18 protein-coding genes and 1 riboswitch are annotated in these 20,194 nt (G+C 66.5%); of the genes, 4 read left to right on the top strand and 14 right to left on the bottom strand.

The window, feature by feature from the left end:
- Positions 1 to 10: 10 nt before the first annotated feature.
- The 8 genes from glyQ to BSIN_RS01640 all read right to left on the bottom strand — a co-directional run bounded on the left by glyQ (position 11) and on the right by BSIN_RS01640 (position 9,773).
- Positions 11 to 1,018 (bottom strand): glycine--tRNA ligase subunit alpha, encoded by a 1,008-nt coding sequence (gene glyQ, locus BSIN_RS01680; RefSeq protein ID WP_089339304.1) that lies wholly within the window; start codon positions 1,016 to 1,018, stop codon positions 11 to 13.
- Positions 1,019 to 1,316: 298 nt separating this feature from the next.
- Complete coding sequence (lnt, locus tag BSIN_RS01675) at positions 1,317 to 2,999, bottom strand: apolipoprotein N-acyltransferase (RefSeq protein ID WP_089339303.1); 1,683 nt, start codon at positions 2,997 to 2,999, stop codon at positions 1,317 to 1,319.
- A gap of 84 nt (positions 3,000 to 3,083) precedes the next feature.
- Positions 3,084 to 3,974: a CorC family transporter gene (locus BSIN_RS01670; RefSeq protein WP_059519610.1), complete on the bottom strand. Its 891-nt coding sequence runs from the start codon at positions 3,972 to 3,974 to the stop codon at positions 3,084 to 3,086.
- 412 nt (positions 3,975 to 4,386) lie between these two features.
- Complete coding sequence (locus BSIN_RS01660; RefSeq protein ID WP_173678601.1) at positions 4,387 to 5,025, bottom strand: gamma-glutamylcyclotransferase; 639 nt, start codon at positions 5,023 to 5,025, stop codon at positions 4,387 to 4,389.
- A gap of 18 nt (positions 5,026 to 5,043) precedes the next feature.
- The gene (ybeY, locus tag BSIN_RS01655) at positions 5,044 to 5,826 is read right to left on the bottom strand and encodes an rRNA maturation RNase YbeY (RefSeq protein WP_089339354.1); all 783 of its coding nucleotides are present in this window, start codon (positions 5,824 to 5,826) and stop codon (positions 5,044 to 5,046) included.
- Positions 5,827 to 6,087: 261 nt separating this feature from the next.
- On the bottom strand, positions 6,088 to 7,143 hold the full coding sequence (locus BSIN_RS01650) for a PhoH family protein (RefSeq protein ID WP_089339300.1): 1,056 nt from the start codon (positions 7,141 to 7,143) through the stop codon (positions 6,088 to 6,090).
- A gap of 36 nt (positions 7,144 to 7,179) precedes the next feature.
- Positions 7,180 to 8,580: a tRNA (N6-isopentenyl adenosine(37)-C2)-methylthiotransferase MiaB gene (gene miaB / locus BSIN_RS01645; protein WP_089339299.1), complete on the bottom strand. Its 1,401-nt coding sequence runs from the start codon at positions 8,578 to 8,580 to the stop codon at positions 7,180 to 7,182.
- A 260-nt stretch (positions 8,581 to 8,840) separates the two neighbouring features.
- Positions 8,841 to 9,773 (bottom strand): LysR family transcriptional regulator, encoded by a 933-nt coding sequence (locus tag BSIN_RS01640; protein ID WP_089339353.1) that lies wholly within the window; start codon positions 9,771 to 9,773, stop codon positions 8,841 to 8,843.
- Between the two features lie 157 nt (positions 9,774 to 9,930).
- Here BSIN_RS01640 and BSIN_RS01635 point away from each other — a divergent pair, with 157 nt between their 5' ends.
- From BSIN_RS01635 to ribB, 3 genes are all read left to right on the top strand, one after another.
- Positions 9,931 to 11,103, top strand: a complete 1,173-nt coding sequence (locus BSIN_RS01635) for an MFS transporter (RefSeq protein WP_089339298.1) — start codon at positions 9,931 to 9,933, stop codon at positions 11,101 to 11,103.
- A 130-nt stretch (positions 11,104 to 11,233) separates the two neighbouring features.
- Positions 11,234 to 11,893, top strand: a complete 660-nt coding sequence (locus BSIN_RS01630) for a helix-turn-helix domain-containing protein (RefSeq protein WP_089339297.1) — start codon at positions 11,234 to 11,236, stop codon at positions 11,891 to 11,893.
- A gap of 122 nt (positions 11,894 to 12,015) precedes the next feature.
- Positions 12,016 to 12,167: riboswitch (FMN riboswitch) on the top strand.
- Between the two features lie 133 nt (positions 12,168 to 12,300).
- Complete coding sequence (ribB, locus tag BSIN_RS01625) at positions 12,301 to 13,041, top strand: 3,4-dihydroxy-2-butanone-4-phosphate synthase (RefSeq protein WP_089339352.1); 741 nt, start codon at positions 12,301 to 12,303, stop codon at positions 13,039 to 13,041.
- A 47-nt stretch (positions 13,042 to 13,088) separates the two neighbouring features.
- Here the strand turns inward: ribB and BSIN_RS01620 are convergent, their stop codons facing one another.
- From BSIN_RS01620 to glpD, 4 genes are all read right to left on the bottom strand, one after another.
- Positions 13,089 to 13,775 (bottom strand): HAD family hydrolase, encoded by a 687-nt coding sequence (locus tag BSIN_RS01620; protein ID WP_089339296.1) that lies wholly within the window; start codon positions 13,773 to 13,775, stop codon positions 13,089 to 13,091.
- 504 nt (positions 13,776 to 14,279) lie between these two features.
- Positions 14,280 to 14,996, bottom strand: coding sequence for an MIP/aquaporin family protein (locus BSIN_RS01615; RefSeq protein WP_059519617.1), 717 nt, complete (start codon positions 14,994 to 14,996; stop codon positions 14,280 to 14,282).
- 124 nt (positions 14,997 to 15,120) lie between these two features.
- Positions 15,121 to 16,623, bottom strand: coding sequence for a glycerol kinase GlpK (gene glpK / locus BSIN_RS01610; RefSeq protein WP_173678604.1), 1,503 nt, complete (start codon positions 16,621 to 16,623; stop codon positions 15,121 to 15,123).
- 102 nt (positions 16,624 to 16,725) lie between these two features.
- Positions 16,726 to 18,258, bottom strand: coding sequence for a glycerol-3-phosphate dehydrogenase (gene glpD, locus BSIN_RS01605; RefSeq protein ID WP_089339295.1), 1,533 nt, complete (start codon positions 18,256 to 18,258; stop codon positions 16,726 to 16,728).
- Positions 18,259 to 18,420: 162 nt separating this feature from the next.
- Between glpD and BSIN_RS01600 the strand changes: the two genes are divergently transcribed.
- A complete protein-coding gene (locus BSIN_RS01600; RefSeq protein ID WP_059519619.1) occupies positions 18,421 to 18,792 on the top strand; it encodes a hypothetical protein in 372 nt (123 codons plus the stop codon).
- A 59-nt stretch (positions 18,793 to 18,851) separates the two neighbouring features.
- Here the strand turns inward: BSIN_RS01600 and BSIN_RS01595 are convergent, their stop codons facing one another.
- Together BSIN_RS01595 and BSIN_RS01585 are read right to left on the bottom strand one after the other, a co-directional pair.
- Positions 18,852 to 19,049 carry a phage tail assembly chaperone gene (locus tag BSIN_RS01595; RefSeq protein ID WP_059519620.1) on the bottom strand — a complete coding sequence of 66 codons (198 nt, stop codon included), beginning with the start codon at positions 19,047 to 19,049 and terminating at the stop codon, positions 18,852 to 18,854.
- 314 nt (positions 19,050 to 19,363) lie between these two features.
- Complete coding sequence (locus BSIN_RS01585; RefSeq protein ID WP_089339294.1) at positions 19,364 to 20,143, bottom strand: DeoR/GlpR family DNA-binding transcription regulator; 780 nt, start codon at positions 20,141 to 20,143, stop codon at positions 19,364 to 19,366.
- Between the last annotated feature and the right edge of the window lie 51 nt (positions 20,144 to 20,194).

Below are 20,194 nucleotides of genomic sequence, written 5' to 3'. Positions count from 1 at the left end.
GAGAATCTCGTCAGTCCTGATCGATCTTGCGTTCGGCTTTCAGCGCCGGCGCCCACGCGGGCTGCGCGGCTTCCTGCGCGTCGGTGATGAGGCCGGGCACGCCCTTGACCAGGTTGCCGATCATCGGGAAGCCGAGCTTTTCGCGCGAATCGTAATACGCCTGCGCGACGAGCCGCGACAACGCGCGAATCCGGCCGATATACGCGGCGCGCTCGGTCACCGAGATCGCGCCGCGCGCGTCGAGCAGGTTGAACGTATGGCCGGCTTTCAGCACCAGCTCATACGCGGGCAGCGCGAGCTGCGCGTCGATCATCCGCTTCGCCTCGGCTTCGTAGCTGTTGAAGAACGTGAACAGCAGCTCGACGTTCGCTTGCTCGAAGTTGTACGTCGACTGCTCGACTTCGTTCTGGTGATACACGTCGCCATACGTGAGGCGGCGCAGCTCGGGGCCGTTCGGCCCTTGTTCTTCCCATTCGGTCCAGATGAGGTCGTAGACGTTTTCGACCTTCTGCAGATACATCGCGAGACGTTCGAGCCCGTAAGTGATCTCGCCCAGCACCGGTTTGCAGTCGAGGCCGCCCACCTGCTGGAAGTACGTGAACTGCGTGACTTCCATGCCGTTTAGCCACACTTCCCAGCCGAGCCCCCACGCGCCGAGCGTCGGATTTTCCCAGTCGTCTTCGACGAAGCGCACGTCGTTTTGCTTGAGATCGAAGCCGAGCGCTTCGAGCGAGCCGAGGTACAGATCGAGGATGTTTTCCGGCGCCGGCTTGAGCACCACCTGGTATTGGTAGTAGTGCTGCAGACGGTTCGGGTTTTCGCCGTAGCGGCCATCCTTCGGGCGTCGCGACGGCTGCACGTAGGCGGCGCGCCACGGCTCGGGGCCGACCGCGCGCAGGAACGTGTGCACGTGCGACGTGCCGGCGCCGACTTCCATGTCGATCGGCTGGAGCAGGGCGCAGCCCTGCCTGTCCCAATAGGACTGGAGCGTCAGGATGATTTGCTGAAACGTGAGCATGAGGAGCCTTCGGGGCGCTGGGCGGGCGTTGCGGGCCGCCGGCGCGGGCGGCGCCCGTGCCGTCAGCTCGCGCGGCGCGCGGCTGGGGTCTGTGCTGAAACGTGCAATTTTACCGGATCGGCGCGGGGGTGCGTTCGGAATGGGGTGGCGCGCAATGGCGGTGCAGCTCACGTTGCGCGCGTTTTGTGTATTTCGCGCGTTTCGCGGCACATTGCGCGCCGCTTGCCGTCCAGCCGCGCCCGGCATGGAGGGCGCCACGGCACCGCGCGCGCCCGGTCGAGCGTGAACGGGCGGCGCGTCAGCTGCGCCGGCGCGATCTGCGCCCGAGCGCGAAACCGGCTGCGAGCAGCAGCAGCGAAAGCGCGAGCACCGTACTGTCGCCGCTCATCACATACGGCGTGCGGCCCGCCGTGCCTTCGATCCGCACGTCGAGCGAGCCGATCGTGTAAGGCTTCAATCGGCCGATCACGCGCCCGTGCGCGTCGATCGCGGCCGTCATGCCGGTATTGGTCGCGCGCAGCATCGGCCGGCCCGTTTCGAGCGAGCGCATCCGCGCGATTTGCAGATGCTGGTCGAGCGCGATCGTGTCGCCGAACCACGCGAGATTCGTTGCGTTCACGAGCACGCCGGGCGACACCGGATTGTCGCGGATCGACGCGGCGATCTGCTCGCCGAAGAGATCCTCGTAGCAGATGTCGACCATCACCGGCTGGTTGCGCACGATGAAGGGCGGCTGCACGAGCGCGCCGCGCGCGAAATCGCCGAGCGGCATCTTCATCAGGTCGACGAACCAGCGAAAACCCCAAGGGATGAACTCGCCGAACGGCACCAGGTGGTGCTTGTCGTAACGGTAGATGTCGCGCGAATGCGGCGTTACGCCATACAGGCTGTTCGTGTAATCGACAATTCTGCCGTCCTCGGTGATCGTATCGCCCACCGCGCCGAACACGATCGACGTGTTCGTCGTGTCGCTGAACTGGCGGATCGCGCGGGCAAACGACTCGGGCAAGTCCTGGATCGTCATGACCGCTATTGCCGTTTCCGGCGTGACGATCAGATCGGCCGGCTTGTCGGTGATCATCTTTTGATACAGCTCGATCGCCGCGTCGATGCCCGCTTGCTCGAACTTGATCTCCTGTTTGACGTTGCCTTGCAGCAGCCGCACATCGAGCGGCGCGTTCGCGGGCACGGTCCACGGCACGAGCGCGAGCAGCGGGCCGGCCGCGACGAGCGCGAGCGCCGTGAGCGCCGGCGCGGCGGCGTTCGCCGTGCCCGCCGCGTTCGCGGGGCGCGCGTCGCCCGGCGAGGCCGCCGCGCGCCTGCCGGCGCGCACGCGGACGACCGCCTGCACCGCCAGAGCCGCGACGAGCGCGAGCACCCACGCGACGCCATAGACGCCGACGAGCGACGCATAGCCGGCAAGCGGGCCGTCGACTTGCGCGTAGCCGCTCGCGAGCCACGGAAAGCCGGTGAACACGGTGCCGCGCAGCCATTCGCCGACGGCCCACGCGCTCGCGAACGCGAACGCGTGATACCACGCCGGCGGCAACGGGCGTTGGCCGGCGGCAGCCATGCGATGCGCGCGCCGGGTGCACAACGACCAGAGTGCCGCCGCGAACGCGGGATAGATCGACAGATACGCGCAGAACAGCACAAGCGCGCCGCCCGCGAGCGGCGCGGCCATCTCGCCGTACACGTGCATGCTGATATAGAGCCACCAGATGCCGGTGATGAAGTTGCCGAAGCCGAACGCGCCGCCCGTTGCCGCCGCTTGCGTCCAGCGGGTGGTGCGCGCGAGCTGCGCGAACAGCCACGCGAACACGGCGATTTGCAGCCAGCCGCCGTGCGGCGTCGGCGCGAACGTCAGCGTATTGGCCGCGCCCGCGAGCAGCGCGGCGGGATAGTGCCAGACGGGCAGCGCGCTGCCGGCGGCCGTTGGGCAAGCGCCGTGCGGCGGGCGGGTCGAAATCGGTTCGGCCATGCGGGCGTCGGAAAAGCGTTGAAGAGGGCGGCTTGCGGGCCAGCCGGCGTCAAGGGCGGCGCCGATCGTGGCGCTATCGCGCGGTCATTCGGTTTCGCCGGCCGTGAGACCGCGCCGGCTCGCGAGTGGCGTGCGGCGCACGAGCAGCACGTGGATCTGGCGGGCGTCGCCGCGCTGGATCTCGAATACCAGGTCGCCCAGGCGCACTTTTTCGCCGCGATGCGGCACGCGGCCGAAATGGTGCGTGATGAGTCCGCCAATCGTGTCGACTTCGTCATCCGAAAAATGGGTGCCGAACGTTTCGTTGAATTGCTCGATCTCGGTGAGCGCGCGGACGCGATAGCGGCCGTCCGGCGCGGCGATGATGTTGCCTGCTTCCTCGTCGAAATCGTATTCGTCCTCGATGTCGCCGACGATCTGCTCGAGCACATCCTCGATCGTGATGAGGCCTGCGACGCCGCCGTATTCGTCGACGACGATCGCGAGATGGTTTCGATTCACGCGGAAATCGTGCAGCAGCACGTTCAGCCGCTTCGATTCGGGGATAAAGACGGCGGGGCGCAGCATTCCGCGCACGTCGAATTCCTCTTCGGCGTAAAAGCGCAGCAAATCCTTCGCGAGCAGCACGCCGATGACGTTGTCGCGGTTGTCTTCGTAGACGGGGTAGCGCGAGTGCGCTTTTTCGAGCACGAACGGGATGAAATCCTCGGGCTTGTCGGCGATGTTGATCGCGTCCATTTGCGCGCGGGGCACCATGATGTCGCGCGCGCACAGGTCGGATACCTGGAACACCCCTTCGATCATCGACAGCGAATCAGCGTCGATCAGATTGCGTTCGTGCGCGTCCTGCAGGATTTCGAGGAGTTCGGCCCGCGATTCGGGCTCGGGCGAGATGAAGTCGGTCAGGCGCTCGAGCAGCGAGCGCTTTTCATGCGGTTTGTCGGTAGGCTTTCGACTGGGATACGAATCGTTCATGGTGGTGCGCTCCCGCTTGATGGAAAGCGCGCTGTCACGGAGTTGAGAAGGATACACCAAGGCCGTTGCGCTGCCGTGTCGGTCGTGCGGGGCACGCGGGCGGTGCGGATGCGGATTGGGCGATTGCGTTGCGGCTGCCCGCTCGGCTACCTTCATCGTAGCGCAGAAAGCGGCGAGCGGGCACTGGCGGCAAAGGGCTTGCCCGGGCGGCTGCGGCGATGGCCGGCGCATGCACCGGCCGCGTGTTCGCGGGCCGTGGCGCGAGCCCGCAACGGGCGCGCGGGTTTTGCCGGCGGCCCGCATGGCGCGCGTCGCGATCGCTCTCGCATTGCGCGGCACAGGGACTTATTCGCATCGCGTGGCGTGGCGCGATGGCCCCGCCGCAGCCGGCCGGCGCGCCGCGCGCCGCCCGCTAACGGCAACGCGCGAGCAGCGCCTCCAGTGCGCGGTCGGGCATCCCGCTGTCGCGCAGCGCGGCGACGGTGCGGCTCACGTAGTCGAGCGTCGTGCCGTAGCGGCCGCGCGCGCAGCCGAACACGGTCTTCACGATTTCGTCGGGCAGCCTGCCGGTGTAGGTCGGCGCGTCGCGCCGCATGACGAAGGCGAGCGCGTTGACGCGCTCGCCGTTCGCGAGCACGCACGGCAGCCACGCGGGACGGTACGAACCCATCGCCATCTCGCGCCGCCATAGCGCTTCGAGGTGCGGCATCGCGGTGCGGCCGGCGAGCTTGAATGCGAGCCCGGTACACGAGCCGCCGCGGTCGAGCGCGAGCACGAGTCCCGGCTGTTCGGGCGTGCCGCGGTTCACGCGCGACCACAAATAGAGTCCGCGATGATAGCCGTGAATCTTTGCGCGCACGGCCTCGGCGGTCGGCATGCCGGGGTTCCAGATCAGCGAGCCATAACCGAACAGCCACAGGTCGCTTATGCGATCCCAGTTGACGAGCGCTGCGGCGAGCGACGCCGCGAGTTCCGCGTCGCTCAGGTAGCGCGCTTCGCCGAGCGGCGGCGGATACGCGCAGGCGGGCAGCATGGGGGCAGGGCGGTCCACGGCTGACGGCTGCGCGGATCAGCGATACGGATTCGGAAAGCCGAGCCGCGCGAGGATATCGACTTCGAGCGCTTCCATTTCGGCGGCATCCGCTTTGCCCCGCTCGTGATCGTAGCCCTGCGCGTGCAGCGCGCCGTGCACGAGCAGATGCGCGTAGTGCGCGACGAGCGTTTTGCCTTGCGTGCGCGCTTCCTTCTCGATGACGGGGCAGCACAGCACGAGATCGGCGACCGTCGCGCCGTCCGGCTCGTTGCCGTATGCGAAGGTCAGCACGTTGGTCGGGTAGTCTTTGTGCCGGTAGCTTGCGTTGAGCGCGCGGCCTTCGGTTTCGCCGACGAAGCGCACGGTGAACTGGGCGTCGGCGAACAGCGCTGCCTCGAGCCATTCGGCGATCACCTTGCGCTTGGGCAGCGTCTTGCGCTGCGCATCGCCGATTTCGTCGCCATATTGGAGCGCAAGGTCGAGTTCGGGCTCGCGCGCCTCATCGGCTTCGTCATGCGCATGGTCGGGGTTTTCGTCGGCGCCGACCGCGACGATCACGCTGTCGTAATGCTCGGGACGCAGCGCGAGGCTCGCGCGCAGCGCCGGGTTCGCATGCTGCGCGACGATCGCGACGGCTGCGTCGCCCGAGTGGCCGGACAGGTCGAACATCAGGCTGCGGCCGTCGGCGAAATCGACGCGCAGCGCTTGCGCATCGATCGTTTTGACTTTGCCTTTGGCGTCGAACAACGACAGGCGGGGAGCTTCAGTTTGCGCCGCGTCGGCGTGCGCGGGCTTTTTCGGAGGACGAGACGATTTCATCACGCTTACGTCGGTTTGAACGCGCTGAGGATACACCAAATGGACAGGCGTCCGGCGATGGTTGGGGAGGAGTATCGCACCGGTGAAGCGGGGGGCTTGCATAGCCTGATCATCGAGTCTTGCCGCCGCGCCGGATCTGGCGGCAGAGGCGAACTTGGCGTGCGCCCCGCGCGATGTGGCGCGGGGCGCCCTTTTCCGCCGGAAAAGGCGGGCCTTCGGAAGCGGCGGCGCTCGCCAGCCCGTTGCCGGCGCGAATCGGCCCTAGTCGTCCTGCCGCTGCGCGTGGAATTCGTCATACGCCTCGACGATCCGCGCGACGAGCGGATGCCGGACCACATCGGCGCTCGAGAAGCGCGTGAGCGCGATGCCGCGCACGCCGGAGAGCACCTGTTGGGCCTCGATGAGGCCGCTCTTGTGGCCGCGCGGCAGATCGACCTGCGTCGTGTCGCCGGTGACGACCGCCTTCGAGCCGAAACCGATCCGCGTGAGAAACATCTTCATCTGCTCGGGTGTCGTGTTCTGCGCCTCGTCGAGGATGATGAACGCGTGGTTCAGCGTGCGCCCGCGCATATAGGCGAGCGGCGCGATCTCGATCATCTGGCGCTCGAACATCTTCGCGGTTTTGTCGAAGCCGAGCAGATCGTACAGCGCGTCGTACAGCGGCCGCAGATACGGATCGACCTTCTGCGCGAGATCGCCCGGTAGAAAGCCGAGCCGCTCGCCCGCCTCGACGGCCGGGCGCGTCAGCACGATCCGCTTGACCTGGTCGCGCTCGAGCGCGTCGACCGCGCACGCGACCGCCAGATATGTCTTGCCGGTGCCCGCCGGCCCGACGCCGAACGTGACGTCGTGCGACAGAATCTGCTTCAGGTACTCGCGCTGCGCGGGCGTGCGGCCGCGCAGATCGGCGCGGCGCGTGTAGAGCTTGGGTGCCGCGTCGTCGCCGGCGGGTTCGCCGGCGTTGCCCGCTGGCTCGTCGAACGGATGGTCGGGGTCGCCACGCAGGCGCACGTCGATTTCGTCGCCGCCGTTGCCGGTGTGGCGCGGGTTGCCCGGATGGCGCGCCTCGACGAGCGCGAGCTGGATGTCGTCGACCGACAGTGGATCACGCGCGCGGTTGTAGAAATCCTCGAGCGCGGCGAGCGCGAGCTTGGCGCCGCGGCCGCGGATCGCGATCCGGTGGCCGCGACGCGACAGCGTCACGTCGAGCGCCTGTTCGATCTGGCGCAGGTTTTCGTCGAGCGGGCCGCAGAGGTTGGCCAGGCGCGTGTTGTCGTCGCGCGGCGCGGTGAATTCCAGTGCTTGGGCGGTTTTCAAAGTGGCGTCAGGCTCCAGCGATGGCGGGGTATCGCGTCAATGCGTGTTCGTGCTTGCATCGTCGTGCGCGAGCACCAGCTCGCCGCGCAGCGAATGCGGATAAGCGTGATTGATCGTCACGTCGACCATCTGGCCGATCAGGCGCGGGTGCGATGCGACGGGGGCGGGGAAATTGACGACCCGGTTGTTCTCGGTGCGTCCCGCGAGTTCGTTCGGATCCTTGCGCGACGGCCCTTCGACGAGAATCCGCTCGACCTTGCCGACCATCGCCTGGCTGATCCGGACGACGTTCGCATCGATGGTCGCTTGCAGATGTTGCAGCCGTTTGAGCTTGATCTCGCGCGGCGTGTCGTCCGCGAGGTTCGCGGCCGGCGTGCCGGGGCGCGGGCTGTAGATGAACGAGAAGCTGGTGTCGTAGTTCATTTCGTCGACGAGTTTCATCGTCTTGTCGAAATCGGCGTCGGTCTCGCCGGGAAAGCCGACGATGATGTCGGTCGACAGCGAGAGATTCGGGCGGATCGCGCGCAGCTTGCGAATCACCGATTTGTATTCGAGCACCGTGTAGCCGCGTTTCATGGCCATCAGAATCCGGTCGCAGCCGTGCTGGACCGGCAGGTGCAGGTGATCGACGAGCTTGTCGACCTTCGCGTAGACGTCGATCAGCCGCTGCGTGAACTCCTTCGGATGAGACGTCGTGTAACGGATGCGCTCGATGCCGGGAATCTCGGCGACGTATTCGATCAGCGTGGCGAAATCGGCGATCTCGTGCGATCCGGACGAAGCCCCCTTGGCGGACGAGCCGCGGGTCAGCGCGCCGCGATAGGCGTTCACGTTCTGGCCAAGCAGCGTCACCTCGCGCACGCCCTGGTCGGCGAGGCCGGCAATTTCGGTCAGCACGTCGTCGAGCGGACGCGACACTTCGTCGCCGCGCGTATACGGCACGACGCAGTAGCTGCAGAACTTGCTGCAGCCTTCCATGATCGACACGAACGCGCTCGGCCCCTCGACGCGCGCGGGCGGCAGATGATCGAACTTCTCGATTTCGGGAAACGTGATGTCGACTTGCGCACGGCCGCTTGCGCGGCGCGCGTCGATCATCTTCGGCAGCCGGTGCAGCGTTTGCGGGCCGAACACCAGATCGACGTAAGGCGCGCGCGCGACGATCGACGCGCCTTCCTGGCTCGCGACGCAGCCGCCGACGCCGATCAACAGATCCGGCTTGGCCTCCTTCAGCTCGCGCACGCGGCCGAGATCGGAAAACACTTTCTCCTGCGCCTTCTCGCGCACCGAGCAGGTGTTGAACAGGATGATGTCCGCGTCCTCGGGGGAGTCGGTCTTCTCCAGCCCTTCGGCGGCGTGGAGCACGTCGACCATTTTGTCCGAGTCGTACTCGTTCATCTGGCAGCCGAAGGTCTTGACGTAAACTTTTTTGGTCATGAGGGTTCGCCGTTCGCAGTGGTTGACCTGGGGGCGTCGTTCAAATCGATTGGGGGGACGGATCGGTGCGACGCGGCGCGCACGGCCGCAGGTGCCGATGTGCGCGTCGCGAGGGGAGGATGCCGCCGGGAAAGCTTTCTATTATAGCTTTTCGGGGCGCCCGGCGAGCGATGAAACCGGATAGGCAACGGCGTTGGCGGTGCGGCCGCGTCGCGCGGATTCGGGCGCACCGGCCTGGCCGGTACGCCGGCCCGCCCGCGTCACCGGCACGCGTTCAATAAATCGTCGAGCGCGGCTTCTTCCTGCGCGAAGCGCTCGACGAGGTAATCGAGCAGCACGCGCACGCGCGGCGGCATGTAGCGCTTGCTGTGATAGATCGCGTGCAGCGGCGCATCGTGGTGCCGCCAGTCGGGCAGCAGCACTTGTAGACGGCCCGCGCGGACGTCGTCCGCGATATCCCAGATCGATTTCAGCGCGATCCCGTAGCCGCGGATCGTCCATTCGCGCGTGAGGCCGCCGTCGTTCGTCTCGTGCGCGTTATCGAGCGGCACGGTGTAGGTTTGCGTTTCGTCGCCGCGCGTGAAGCGCCACACGTTCAGCGGCCCGGACGCGATCGTGATTACGTTGCACGGAAAACGCGCCAGATCGTGCGGGTCCTTCGGCGTGCCGTGCGCCGCGACGAACGCGGGCGACGCGCACAGCACGCGCCGGTTCGTCGCGAGGCGCCGCGCGACGAGCGCGCCGTCCGGCGGCGCCGCGAAGCGGATCGCGAGGTCGATCTCGTCCTGCCACAGATTCGACGACGAATCGGACGCCGTGAGCGAAAACCGCATGTCCGGATAGCGGACGATGAAGGCGTCGAGCCAGTCGAGCAGCAGATGGCGGCCGAAATCCGACGTCGACGACAGCCGCACCTTGCCGCTCACGGCATGGCGGCCCTCCTGCAGCATCGCGTCGGCGTCGTCGAGCGCCTGCAGCGCTTGGCGGCAGCAGTTCAGATAGAGCCGCCCCTCGTCGGTGAGCCGCAGCCGGCGCGTCGAGCGCTCGAACAGGCGCGTCGACACCTGTGCCTCGAGCTTCGCAAGCCGCGCGCTCGCGGCGGCGGGCGTCAAGTTGAGCTTGCGTCCCGCAGCCGACAGGCTGCCCAGTTCCGCAGCCTCGACGAACAAGCGGATATCTCCCAGTCGGTCCATGCGATTTTTCAACGGCGTTTGAAAATGCTTCAAATGCTACGCCCATTATCAAAAATTCACTGATTCGAGACAATGCGCGCTCGTTGCGGTGCGGGATAAACGGTGACGCCGCGCTTGCCGTCAGGATTTGCATCAGAACTTGGATCAGGAGAATTCCATGCCTTTACCGTTGCTCGCACTCGCGATCAGCGCTTTCGCGATCGGCACCACCGAATTCGTCATCATGGGCTTGCTGCCCGATGTCGCGCGCGACCTCGCGGTGACGCTGCCCGCCGCCGGCCTGCTCGTGAGCGGCTACGCGCTCGGCGTCGCGGCGGGGGCGCCGCTTCTTGCCGTGCTTACGAGCTGGATGCCGCGCAAGGCGGCGCTGCAATGGCTGATGGCGATCTTCATCGTCGGCAACGTGCTGTGCGCGCTTGCGCACGGCTACGCCATGCTGATGGTCGCGCGCGTGGTCACATCGTTCGCGCACGGCTCGTTTTTCGGGATCGGCTCGGTCGTCGCCGCATCGCTGGTGCCGCCGACCAAGCGGGCGAGCGCGATCGCATTGATGTTTACCGGGCTCACGCTCGCGACCGTGCTCGGCGTACCGTTCGGCACCTTCGTCGGCCAGACGCTCGGCTGGCGCACGACGTTCTGGATCGTCGCGGCGCTTGGCGTCGCGTCGCTCGCGGGTATCGCCGCGCTCGTGCCGAAGCAGCCCGATGCGGCGCGCGTCGCGTTCGGCCGCGAGCTGAGCGTGCTGAAAGAGCCGCAGGTATGGCTCGCGCTCGCGATGACGGTGCTCGGCTTCGGCGGCGTGTTCGTCGTGTTCACGTATATCACGCCGATTCTCGAGGACGTGACGGGTTTCGCGCCGCGTTCGGTCGCATTGATCCTCGTGCTGTTCGGCGTCGGGCTCACGATCGGCAACATGATTGGCGGCAGGCTCGCGGATCGCGCGTTGATGCGCTCGCTGATCGCGATCCTTGCTGTGCTCGCGGCGGTAATGGCGGTGTTCGCGAGAACCAGCCATCTGCCCGTCGCGGCCGCCGTCACTGTGTTCGTTTGGGGGATCGCCGCGTTCGCGACGGTGCCGCCGTTGCAGATGCGCGTCGTCGAGAAGGCTGCGCATGCGCCGAATCTCGCGTCGACGCTCAATATCGGCGCGTTCAACGCGGGCAATGCGGGCGGTGCGTGGCTGGGCGGCGTCGCGCTTACGCACGGCTTGGCGCTCGATGCGCTGCCCTGGGTGGCGGCCGCTGTCACGCTCGCGGCGATCGCGGTCACGACGCTCGCCGCGCGGCTCGATGCGCGAGCGTCGGCCGGGGCGGCTGCAGCGGCGCGATGACATACGGCGGCGCGCTGTCCTCTGCAATCCTGATAACAGTGTGAAGATAACTTTGTTTGACCGGCGCGACGCGGGTGCTAGTCTTGCCTCACTTGAGTTCTGGGCTGGTTGTGGCCTTGGAGGTAACGTCATGTATTCTCCGTTGGCGCTCGTGCGCGAAGTGTCTTCCACGGATGCCGCCGCGTCGGCTGCGGCTTCGCATGAATTCGACGCGCTCGAGCGGCTCGTTGGCGTGAATCTCGCCCGCTTGCGCGCCGAGCGCCAGTTGTCGCTCGATGCGCTCGCGCGGCTGTCCGGCGTGTCGCGCGCGATGCTCGCGCAGATCGAATCGGCGCGCAGCGTGCCATCGATCAAGGTGCTCTGCAAGGTCGCGGCGGCGCTGAAGGTATCGGTCGCCGCGTTTCTGCGGCGGCATGCGCTCAACGGCTTCGAGCATCTGGCCGCCGATCGTGCGGTGCGCGTCGTCAGCTCGAATGGGCGTTTCTCCGCGCGCGCGCTTTATCCGGAAGGCGAATCCGCCGTTGCCGAATTCCACGAGTTGCGCATTTCGCCGCTGCATACCGAGGCCGGTACGCCGCGCGCGCCGGGCACGAGCATCAATCTCGTCGTCAGCGAAGGCACGCTCGAGCTGAGCGTGCATGATCGCCGCCAATTGCTCGCGACGGGCGACGCCATCGTGTTCGACGCCGATCAGCCGTACACGCTGCGCAACCCGGGCGATACCGAGGCGCGCGCGTTTCGCGTCACGGTGAATGCGGAGATTCCGCCGCGCTGGCAGGTGCCGGCATAGCGGCTTGCCCGGCGCGGCAAGCGCGCCGGTTTAGACAGTGTCTTCAGTAGGGTTTTGGCGGGTTCTCGCTGCGGCGATTTCCGCGCTGTTGTATGCTTCATCCGCCGGTCGATCCGGCATCCATACGTCTTCAGGGCGGGGCGGAATTCCCCACCGGCGGTAGGCCGGCCTAGTGCCGGCAAGCCCGCGAGCGCCCGCGCGATGATGCGCGGGGTCAGCAGATCTGGTCCGATGCCAGAGCCGACGGTCACAGTCCGGATGAAAGAAGATGTGCAGATGGTCCAGTGCGCGACCTCGTCTGGCGCGCGGTGTTGTCCGCGTGCCGCGCCGGCGGCGTCGCGCTGTCTATTTGCAAAGCCCTGAAACGTTTTTCGCCCAATTCTTATCCGCGAGGAGCGTTTCACATCATGTCTTTTCCGTTGCCTTTGTCGTCGGCTCCCGCCGATGCATTTTCCGATCTTCCGTTGCTCGAAACCGAACCGGTGCCACCGCGCATCGCTGCCGCGCTCGCCGCATTGCGAGCCGGGCGCGCGGTCGTGCTGCAGGATGATCACGATCGCGAGAACGAAGCCGATCTGATCGTCGCCGCCGAGCGGTTGAGCACCGAAACGATGGCGCTGCTCATTCGCGAATGCAGCGGCATCGTGTGCCTGTGCCTGACCGATGCGAAGGTGCGCGCGCTCGAATTGCCGCCGATGGCGGTATTGAACGAGAGCAGGAACGGCACGGCGTTCACGGTGTCGATCGAGGCGCGCGTCGGCGTATCGACGGGGGTGTCGGCGGCCGATCGCGTGACGACGATCCGCGCGGCGATTGCCGACGATGCGAAACCGTCCGATATCGTGCGCCCCGGCCACGTGTTTCCGCTGCGCGCGGCGCCCGGCGGCGTGTTGGCGCGGCGCGGCCATACCGAAGGCACCGTCGATCTCGCGATTCTCGCGGGCCTGCAGCCGGCGGGCGTGCTGTGCGAGCTGATGAATCCAGACGGCACGATGACGCGCGGCGCGGATGTCGAACGCTTTGCCGAGCGGCATGGGCTGCCGATGCTGACGATCGCCGAATTGGTGGCGTTTCGCGCGCGCCTTGCTGCGCTGCGCGAGCATGAAGCGCGGGAGGCGCACGACGCGTACTGCGCGGACCCGGCGTAAGCCGGTGTAGCGCGCCTGCCGCATGCATCGCGGCCGGGCGCGCGATTTCAGGACTGCGCGTTGCCGAACTTGCCTTGCATGCCCGCGTCGACGAGCGCGGGCAATTCCTCCATCGAACCGATGATTCGCGCGATCCCCATGTTGCGCAGCGTATCCGCGTAGCCTTCGGGAATGTGGCTCGCGCCGACGAACGCGATCGTCTTCATGCCGGCCGCGCGCGCCGCATTCAGCCCCGGCACGCTGTCCTCGACCACGACGCAGCGCGCCGGCTCGACGCCGAGCGCCTGGGCCGCATGCAGGTAGACATCCGGGTAGGGTTTGGGGCGCGCGACTTGCTGCGCGCTGAAAATGCGCTCGCCGAATACGTCGGTGAGCGACGCGCGTTCGAGCGAGCGTCGCACCCGCTCGAGGCGGCTGTTCGACACGACGGCCGCGGGCAGGGGAATTTTCGACAATGCATCGCGCACGCCGTTGATCGGCTTGAGCTGTTGCGCGAGCGCGATTTCGATGTTGCGCTCGATCGTCTCGAGAAAATCCGCCGGCATCACGATGCCGTGGCGCGTTTCGAGGCCGGCTAGAAAGCGCGACGTTTGCTGGCCGAATGCGGCTTTTGCGTCGGCCTCGAAATCGATCGCGGGGAACGTGGCGGACAGTGTGTCGAACAGCACGCGATCGGCGATCACTTCACTGTCGACGAGCACGCCGTCGCAATCGCAGATGAGATGGTCAAGCATGGGGAAACGGAATGAGGAATGCAACGAAGCGTCATGATACGTGCTTTGGCGCGGCGCACGCTCGATGTGCGAGCGTAAGCGTGCGGCGCCGCAGCGGTGTGGGGGCGGCGATGGCCGTTGCGGTGCCTTGGCGGTCATCGCCATCCACGCAGCGTACCCGTCGCGCGTTTGACCCTTTGCGTAACGGCTCAAGCGGCTGAGCCAGGCTGCCGAGGCATACGAATCGGTGACGCGCGGTGGCGGGCGCAATGTGTATCATCGCCGCTCGATGCGCGAGCGGCGAACAGCCGGCGACGCCGAGCGCGCCGATCGGCGCAAACCGTCGCGGCGAGCAGGCCGGGCGGCGTGTGCTGGTAACCGGCGCTGCCGCGTTGTTGCCGCAGGCTCGTCCGCCGCGCCCGGCGAGCGCCACTCAAGCGCCCGACGAGGCCGGCTCCAACAAAAACCCCTTCGCGCATTGCCGCGCGAAGGGGCGATATTTCGTACCGAGGCGCGCTGCTTGGCTCAGTGCGTCGCGTGCAGGTACAGATAGAGATTTGCCGCGAGCACGCCGCCGACGAGCGGGCCGATCACCGGAATCCACGCATAGCGCCAGTCGCTGTCGCGCTTGCCGGGAATCGGCAACAGCGCGTGCATGATGCGCGGCGAGAGGTCGCGCGCGGGGCTCATCGCGTAACCCGTCGGTCCGCCGAGCGAGATGCCGATACCGAGCACCAGAAGGCCGACGGGCAGCGCGTCGAGCGCACCTAGGCCGACTTGCGGCGATGCGAGATACAACACGCCGAGAATCAGCACGAACGTACAGATCGCTTCGGTCAGCACGTTGTGCGCGACGCTGCGGATCGCGGGCGCGGTGCAGAACACGGCGAGCTTCAGGTCGGGATCGGCTTCCTTCGCGAAGTGCTGGCGATACGCGAGCCAGACGAGCAGCGCGCCCGCCATGCCGCCCAGCATTTGCGATACGACATAGCCGGCCACCTTCGACCAAGCGAACTTGCCCGCGAGCGCGAGGCTGATCGTGACGATCGGATTCAGGTGCGCGCCGGAGAACGACGCGGTCACGTAGACCGCGACGAACACCGCCATCGCCCAGCCCATCACGATGACGATGAGGTCGGCGCCTTTGCCTTTGGTGTTCGCAAGCAGCACGTTGGCGACCGCGCCGTTGCCGAGCAGCACGAGCAAAGCCGTGCCGATGAATTCTGCGATGTATGGTGACATGATTGTCTCTCTACCGTTGCGGCGGGCTCGCGGCTCGTATCGCGCGGCCCGCCTGCTTGTTGTGATGCGTTTTCGTGATGGATGCCGGCATGCAGCCGGCTCAGCCGGATCGGATCGAGCCGGCTCAGTGCGTGTCGTCCGCCCACGCCTTGGCCGCGCGCACGGCGCGCTGCCAGCCCGCGAGGCAGGTGTCGACCTGCGCGCTTGGCATCGCCGGCGCGAAGCGGTGCTCGAGCTGCCATTGGCTGCGCACTTCGTCGATGCTGCCCCAGTAGCCGATGGCGAGGCCCGCGAGATATGCGGCGCCGAGCGCGGTCGTTTCGGTGATGCGCGGACGCACCACGTCCACGCCGAGCAGATCGGCCTGGAACTGCATCAGCAGGTTGTTCGCGCTCGCCCCGCCGTCGACGCGCAGCTCGCCGATCCGGATGCCCGAATCGGCTTCCATCGCCTTCAGCACGTCGAGCGACTGGTAGGCGATCGAATCGAGCGCCGCGCGCGCCAGATGCGCGGAGGTCGTGCCGCGCGTGACGCCGAACAGCGAGCCGCGCGCGCGCGCGTTCCAGTGCGGCGCGCCGAGGCCGGCGAAAGCGGGCACCAGATAGACGCCGTCGGTATGCGCGACGCTGTTTGCGAGCGCTTCGATCTCCGAGGCGCTCTTGATGATGCCGAGGCCGTCGCGCAGCCACTGGACGACCGCGCCCGCGATGAAGATGCTGCCTTCGAGCGCGTACGCTGTCTTGCCGTCCACTTGCCAGGCGATCGTCGTGACGAGATTGTTCTTCGACTCGATCGGCTTGTCGCCGGTGTTCATCATCAGGAAGCAGCCGGTGCCGTAGGTGTTCTTCACCATGCCGGACGTCGTGCACATCTGGCCGAAGAGCGCCGCTTGCTGGTCGCCCGCGATGCCGGCGAGCGGCAGTTTCGACGCGAACACCGTGGTCTTCGTGTGGCCGTAGATCTCGGACGACGCCTTCACCTGCGGCAGCATGCTGCGCGGGATATCGAGCGCGGTGAGCAACTCGTCGTCCCAGTCGAGCGTGTGGATGTTGAAGAGCATCGTGCGCGACGCGTTCGTCACGTCGGTCACGTGCAGTTCGTGCTTGGTGAAGTTCCACACGAGCCAGCTGTCGACCGTGCCGAACGCGAGCTTGCCCTGGCGCGCCTTCTCGCGCGCACCGTCGACGTTGTCGAGAATCCAGCGGATCTTGGTCGCCGAGAAGTACGCGTCGATCGGCAAGCCGGTTTTCGCCCGCACCTTTTCGCTCAAGCCCTGCGCCTTCAATTGGTCGCAGAAATCGGCGGTGCGGCGATCCTGCCAGACGATCGCGTTATAGACCGGCAGGCCCGTGTCGCGATCCCAGACGATGGTCGTCTCGCGCTGGTTGGTGATGCCGATCGCGGCGATCGCCGTGCCGTTCAGGCCGACCCGCGTGACGGCTTCAGCTGCGACGCCCGCCTGCGTCGACCAGATTTCCTGCGGATCGTGCTCGACCCAGCCCGGCTGCGGGTAGATCTGCGCGAATTCCTTTTGCGCGATCGACACGATGTTGCCTTGTCGATCGAACAGCATGGCGCGGGAGCTAGTCGTGCCTTGGTCGAGCGCGAGGATGTACTGATCCTGCATTTGTCTCATCTCCATCCGTAGTTGTGATTAGCGCCGCAAATGCGGCGCATGCGTTGCGTTGCAGATTGGCCAGCCGATCTGCCGGTTACCGCCGGGCGCGCGTCAGCGCGCGACGCCCGCCGCCGCGCGCGCGCCGCCGAACCAGGCGTCGAGCGCCGCCGTCACGGTGTCGAGCGTGCCCGGCGTGACATGCAGGCCGAGCTTCGAGCGCCGCCACAGCACGTCATCCGCGCAGCGCGCCCATTCGACGTCGCGCAGATAACGCAATTCCGCTTCGTAGAGCCCCGGTGCGAACTCGGCGCCGAGTTCGGCAAGCGACTTCGCTTGACCGATCACGCGCTCGGCGCGCGTGCCGTAGGCACGCGCATAGCGGCGCGCGAGCGCGGCCGGCAGCCACGGGTAGCGTTTCGCGAAGCCATCGGCGAACGGCGCAAAGCGCGCCTCGGCGATGTCGCCGCCCGGCAGCGGCACGCCGGCCGTCCAGGCGCGCTGCGGCGAGCCGAGCACGTTGCACAGCAGATCGGTCGCCTCCTCGGCGAGCTTGCGAAACGTCGTGATCTTGCCGCCGAAAACGGACAGCAGCGGCGCGCCTCGGCCATCGTCCATCTCGAGGCGATAGTCGCGCGTGACGGCCGACGGGTTGTCCGAGTTTTCGTCCTCGAGCAGCGGACGCACGCCGGAATATGTCCAGCAGACGTCGGCGGGCGAGATCTTACGCTTGAAATAGCGATTGATCGACTCGCAAAGATATTGCGTTTCGTCGCGGTCGATCGCGACGCGCGCCGGATCGCTTTGATACGCAACGTCGGTCGTGCCGATCAACGTGAAATCGCGTTCGTATGGAATCGCGAAGATGATCCGCTTGTCCGGGTTCTGGAAAATGTAGGCGTGGTCGTGATCGAACAGCCGGCGCGTGACGATGTGGCTGCCCTTGACGAGCCGCACGCTATGATGCGCGCCGCGCGCGAGCGCGCCGTGCAGCACGTCGCCGACCCACGGGCCCGCCGCATTCGCGATCGCGCGCGCGCGCACGGCGAGCGTCGAGCCGTCGGCGCGTTGCAGCTGCGCGAGCCATTCGTCGTCGCGGCGCTCGGCCGACACGAGTTTCGTGCGGGTGAGGATTTCGGCGCCGCGCTCTTTCGCATCGAGCGCGTTCAGCACGACGAGCCGCGCGTCGTCGACCCAGCCGTCGGAATAGACGAAGCCGCGCTTGATCGTGTCGACGAGCGGCGCGCCCGCCGGGTGGCGGCTCATGGTGATGCCGCGCGAGCCGGGCAGCAGGTCGCGCTTGGCGAGATGATCGTAGAGAAACAGGCCGATGCGGATCAGCCACGCCGGGCGCAGGTTCGGCATGTGCGGCATCACGAAGCGCAGTGGCCCGATGATGTGCGGCGCCGCGCGCAAGAGCGTCTCGCGTTCCTGGAGCGCCTTGCGCACGAGCCCGAATTCCTTGTATTCGAGATAGCGCAGGCCGCCGTGGATCAGCTTCGTGCTCGACGACGACGTATGCGATGCGAGGTCGTCCTGCTCGCAAACGAGCACGGACAGGCCGCGGCCGGCCGCGTCGCGCGCGATGCCCGCGCCGTTGACTCCTCCACCGACGACGAGCAGGTCATAGCGATGCTGTTGTGTCACCCTCTGTCCTATCTTTTCGTAATACAAAATAACCGAACTCGAAATGTTCGAAATCGAACTTTAGCGATCGAATTCGAAAAAGTAAAGTTCGCCTTGGCGGACCAGTGGCGCAGTGTGGGCTAACCGACGATACTGGCGGGACATTGTCTAGCGAGGTGACACATGCGGACCCTGATTGCGGCCGGCGCGTTGGCGTGCATGGCCGGATGCGCGGGTGGCGGCTTCCTGTCCGGGGCGTGGGGCGGGGCGTCGCTGGCCGAACTGCAACACACCTGCGGCGATGCGCGCGATTACGGCGACGATGCGGGCGCCGTCTATTCGGCGTTGTCCGATGCGTGGGTGGCCAAGCGTCACGGCAAGCTGACCGACGAGCGATTTTGCGCGTTCGAAAACGAACTTTCGCGGCAGTATGCGGCGCAGGCGTCGAGCCATGACCCGGCCGAGCGCGGCCGCTGGGTCAATTATTTGAACGAAGCGCGTGCGCGGGCGCTAAGCTGGCGCGCGGCAGTCGATCCGACGTTACGCGGCGGCTGATGCAGCGCGGATGAAAGAAAGGCGCGCCGACGCACGCGGGATGCGCCGTGCACGGCGCATCATGAATAGCGCAGCTTGATCGAACGCAGCGCGGCATCGCCGCTTTCGGTCACGCAGTATTTTTTGCCGGAGCCGAGCGATTCCAGCTTTACGAGTTGCCGTTCAAGCAGCGCGTCGAGTTCGTCGCGGTCCATGTCGGCTTGATCGGGGGCATCCTTCACAAGCAACAGCGTGGCGAATTCATGCGGACTTAGCATCGTTCTCTCCAAGACAACCATACTGTCGAAATGGCCGGCGCACGAACCCGGCCGAGTTACCCAGCAAGGGAAGGCGTTGGGGGGAAAGCCGCTGCCCGGCCATGATGCGATCGGCATCGCCCCGGTTGCACGTCACGCGTGCAACCGCGCCGGGGAATTGGAGTTTAGTCAAGCCGGCGGGCATCTACAAATCGCGCCCCAATAATTTTTTGATTGACATCAGGTGAACTGGCAAATGGCTTGGCAGGCGCGGCAATTCCTTGATTTCACTTGAAGTTCAGGGTGCGGCGCAGCAGCGTGCGGCACCTGGGCGGTCAGTCGGCGACGTAGACCTGCGTGCCCGCTTGGGTGATGGTCTCGGTCATTTCGTCGGGCGGCTGCTTGTCGGTGAAAAGCGCGTGGATCTGATTCAGGTGCCCTTGGCGCACGAGCGCGGGGCGGCCGAATTTCGAATGATCGGTGACCAGATAGACGGTGCGGGCGTGCTCGATGATCGCCTCGGCCACCCGGACCTCCCGCGTGTCGAAATCGCGCAACGTGCCGTCGGTTTCGATCGCCGAGGTGCCGATGATCGCGTAATCGACCTTGAACTGGCGGATGAAATCGATCGCGAGTTCGCCGACGATGCCTTTGTCCCACGGCCGCACGATGCCGCCCGTGATCAGCACCTCGCATTCGGGGTAGCCGCTCATCATGCTCGCGACGTTCAGATTGTTCGTGATCACGCGCAGGCCGCGGTGGCGGTTCAGCGCCCGCGCGACCTCTTCGGTCGTCGTGCCGAGATTGATGAAGAGCGACGCCTGATCCGGGATGTGCGATGCGGCGAGCGCCGCGATCCGGCGTTTCTCGTCGTGAAACATCCGCTGGCGCGCTGTGTACGACACGTTTTCCGAGCTGGTCGGCAGGCTTGCGCCGCCGTGGTAGCGGCGCAGCAGGTTCAGATCGGCGAGCCAGTTGACGTCGCGGCGGATGGTTTGCGGGGTGACGTTGAAATGTGAGGCAAGATCGTCGACGGTGACGAAGCCGTCGCGCTGCACCCATCCGAGCAGTTCCTGCTGGCGCGCGTTCAGGGTGAGGCGGGGGTCTCGTGTCATAGGCTGTTTCGGTGTCCGATTCGGCTCGATTGATCGGTGGGCGGGCGGTGT

The organism is Burkholderia singularis (assembly GCF_900176645.1).
In the GTDB taxonomy this organism is placed as follows: Bacteria; Pseudomonadota; Gammaproteobacteria; order Burkholderiales; family Burkholderiaceae; genus Burkholderia; species Burkholderia singularis.
This window is presented reverse-complemented; position numbering and strand designations above follow the sequence as displayed.

Coding starts and splice junctions, on each gene's coding strand:
- glyQ (WP_089339304.1), bottom strand. CDS start 1,018: ATGCTCACGTTTCAGCAAATCATCCTGACGCTCCAGTCCTATTGGGAC.
- lnt (WP_089339303.1), bottom strand. CDS start 2,999: ATGGCCGAACCGATTTCGACCCGCCCGCCGCACGGCGCTTGCCCAACG.
- BSIN_RS01670 (WP_059519610.1), bottom strand. CDS start 3,974: ATGAACGATTCGTATCCCAGTCGAAAGCCTACCGACAAACCGCATGAA.
- ybeY (WP_089339354.1), bottom strand. CDS start 5,826: ATGAAATCGTCTCGTCCTCCGAAAAAGCCCGCGCACGCCGACGCGGCG.
- miaB (WP_089339299.1), bottom strand. CDS start 8,580: ATGACCAAAAAAGTTTACGTCAAGACCTTCGGCTGCCAGATGAACGAG.
- BSIN_RS01640 (WP_089339353.1), bottom strand. CDS start 9,773: ATGGACCGACTGGGAGATATCCGCTTGTTCGTCGAGGCTGCGGAACTG.
- BSIN_RS01635 (WP_089339298.1), top strand. CDS start 9,931: ATGCCTTTACCGTTGCTCGCACTCGCGATCAGCGCTTTCGCGATCGGC.
- BSIN_RS01630 (WP_089339297.1), top strand. CDS start 11,234: ATGTATTCTCCGTTGGCGCTCGTGCGCGAAGTGTCTTCCACGGATGCC.
- ribB (WP_089339352.1), top strand. CDS start 12,301: ATGTCTTTTCCGTTGCCTTTGTCGTCGGCTCCCGCCGATGCATTTTCC.
- BSIN_RS01620 (WP_089339296.1), bottom strand. CDS start 13,775: ATGCTTGACCATCTCATCTGCGATTGCGACGGCGTGCTCGTCGACAGT.
- BSIN_RS01615 (WP_059519617.1), bottom strand. CDS start 14,996: ATGTCACCATACATCGCAGAATTCATCGGCACGGCTTTGCTCGTGCTG.
- glpK (WP_173678604.1), bottom strand. CDS start 16,623: ATGCAGGATCAGTACATCCTCGCGCTCGACCAAGGCACGACTAGCTCC.
- BSIN_RS01600 (WP_059519619.1), top strand. CDS start 18,421: ATGCGGACCCTGATTGCGGCCGGCGCGTTGGCGTGCATGGCCGGATGC.
- BSIN_RS01595 (WP_059519620.1), bottom strand. CDS start 19,049: ATGCTAAGTCCGCATGAATTCGCCACGCTGTTGCTTGTGAAGGATGCC.
- BSIN_RS01585 (WP_089339294.1), bottom strand. CDS start 20,143: ATGACACGAGACCCCCGCCTCACCCTGAACGCGCGCCAGCAGGAACTG.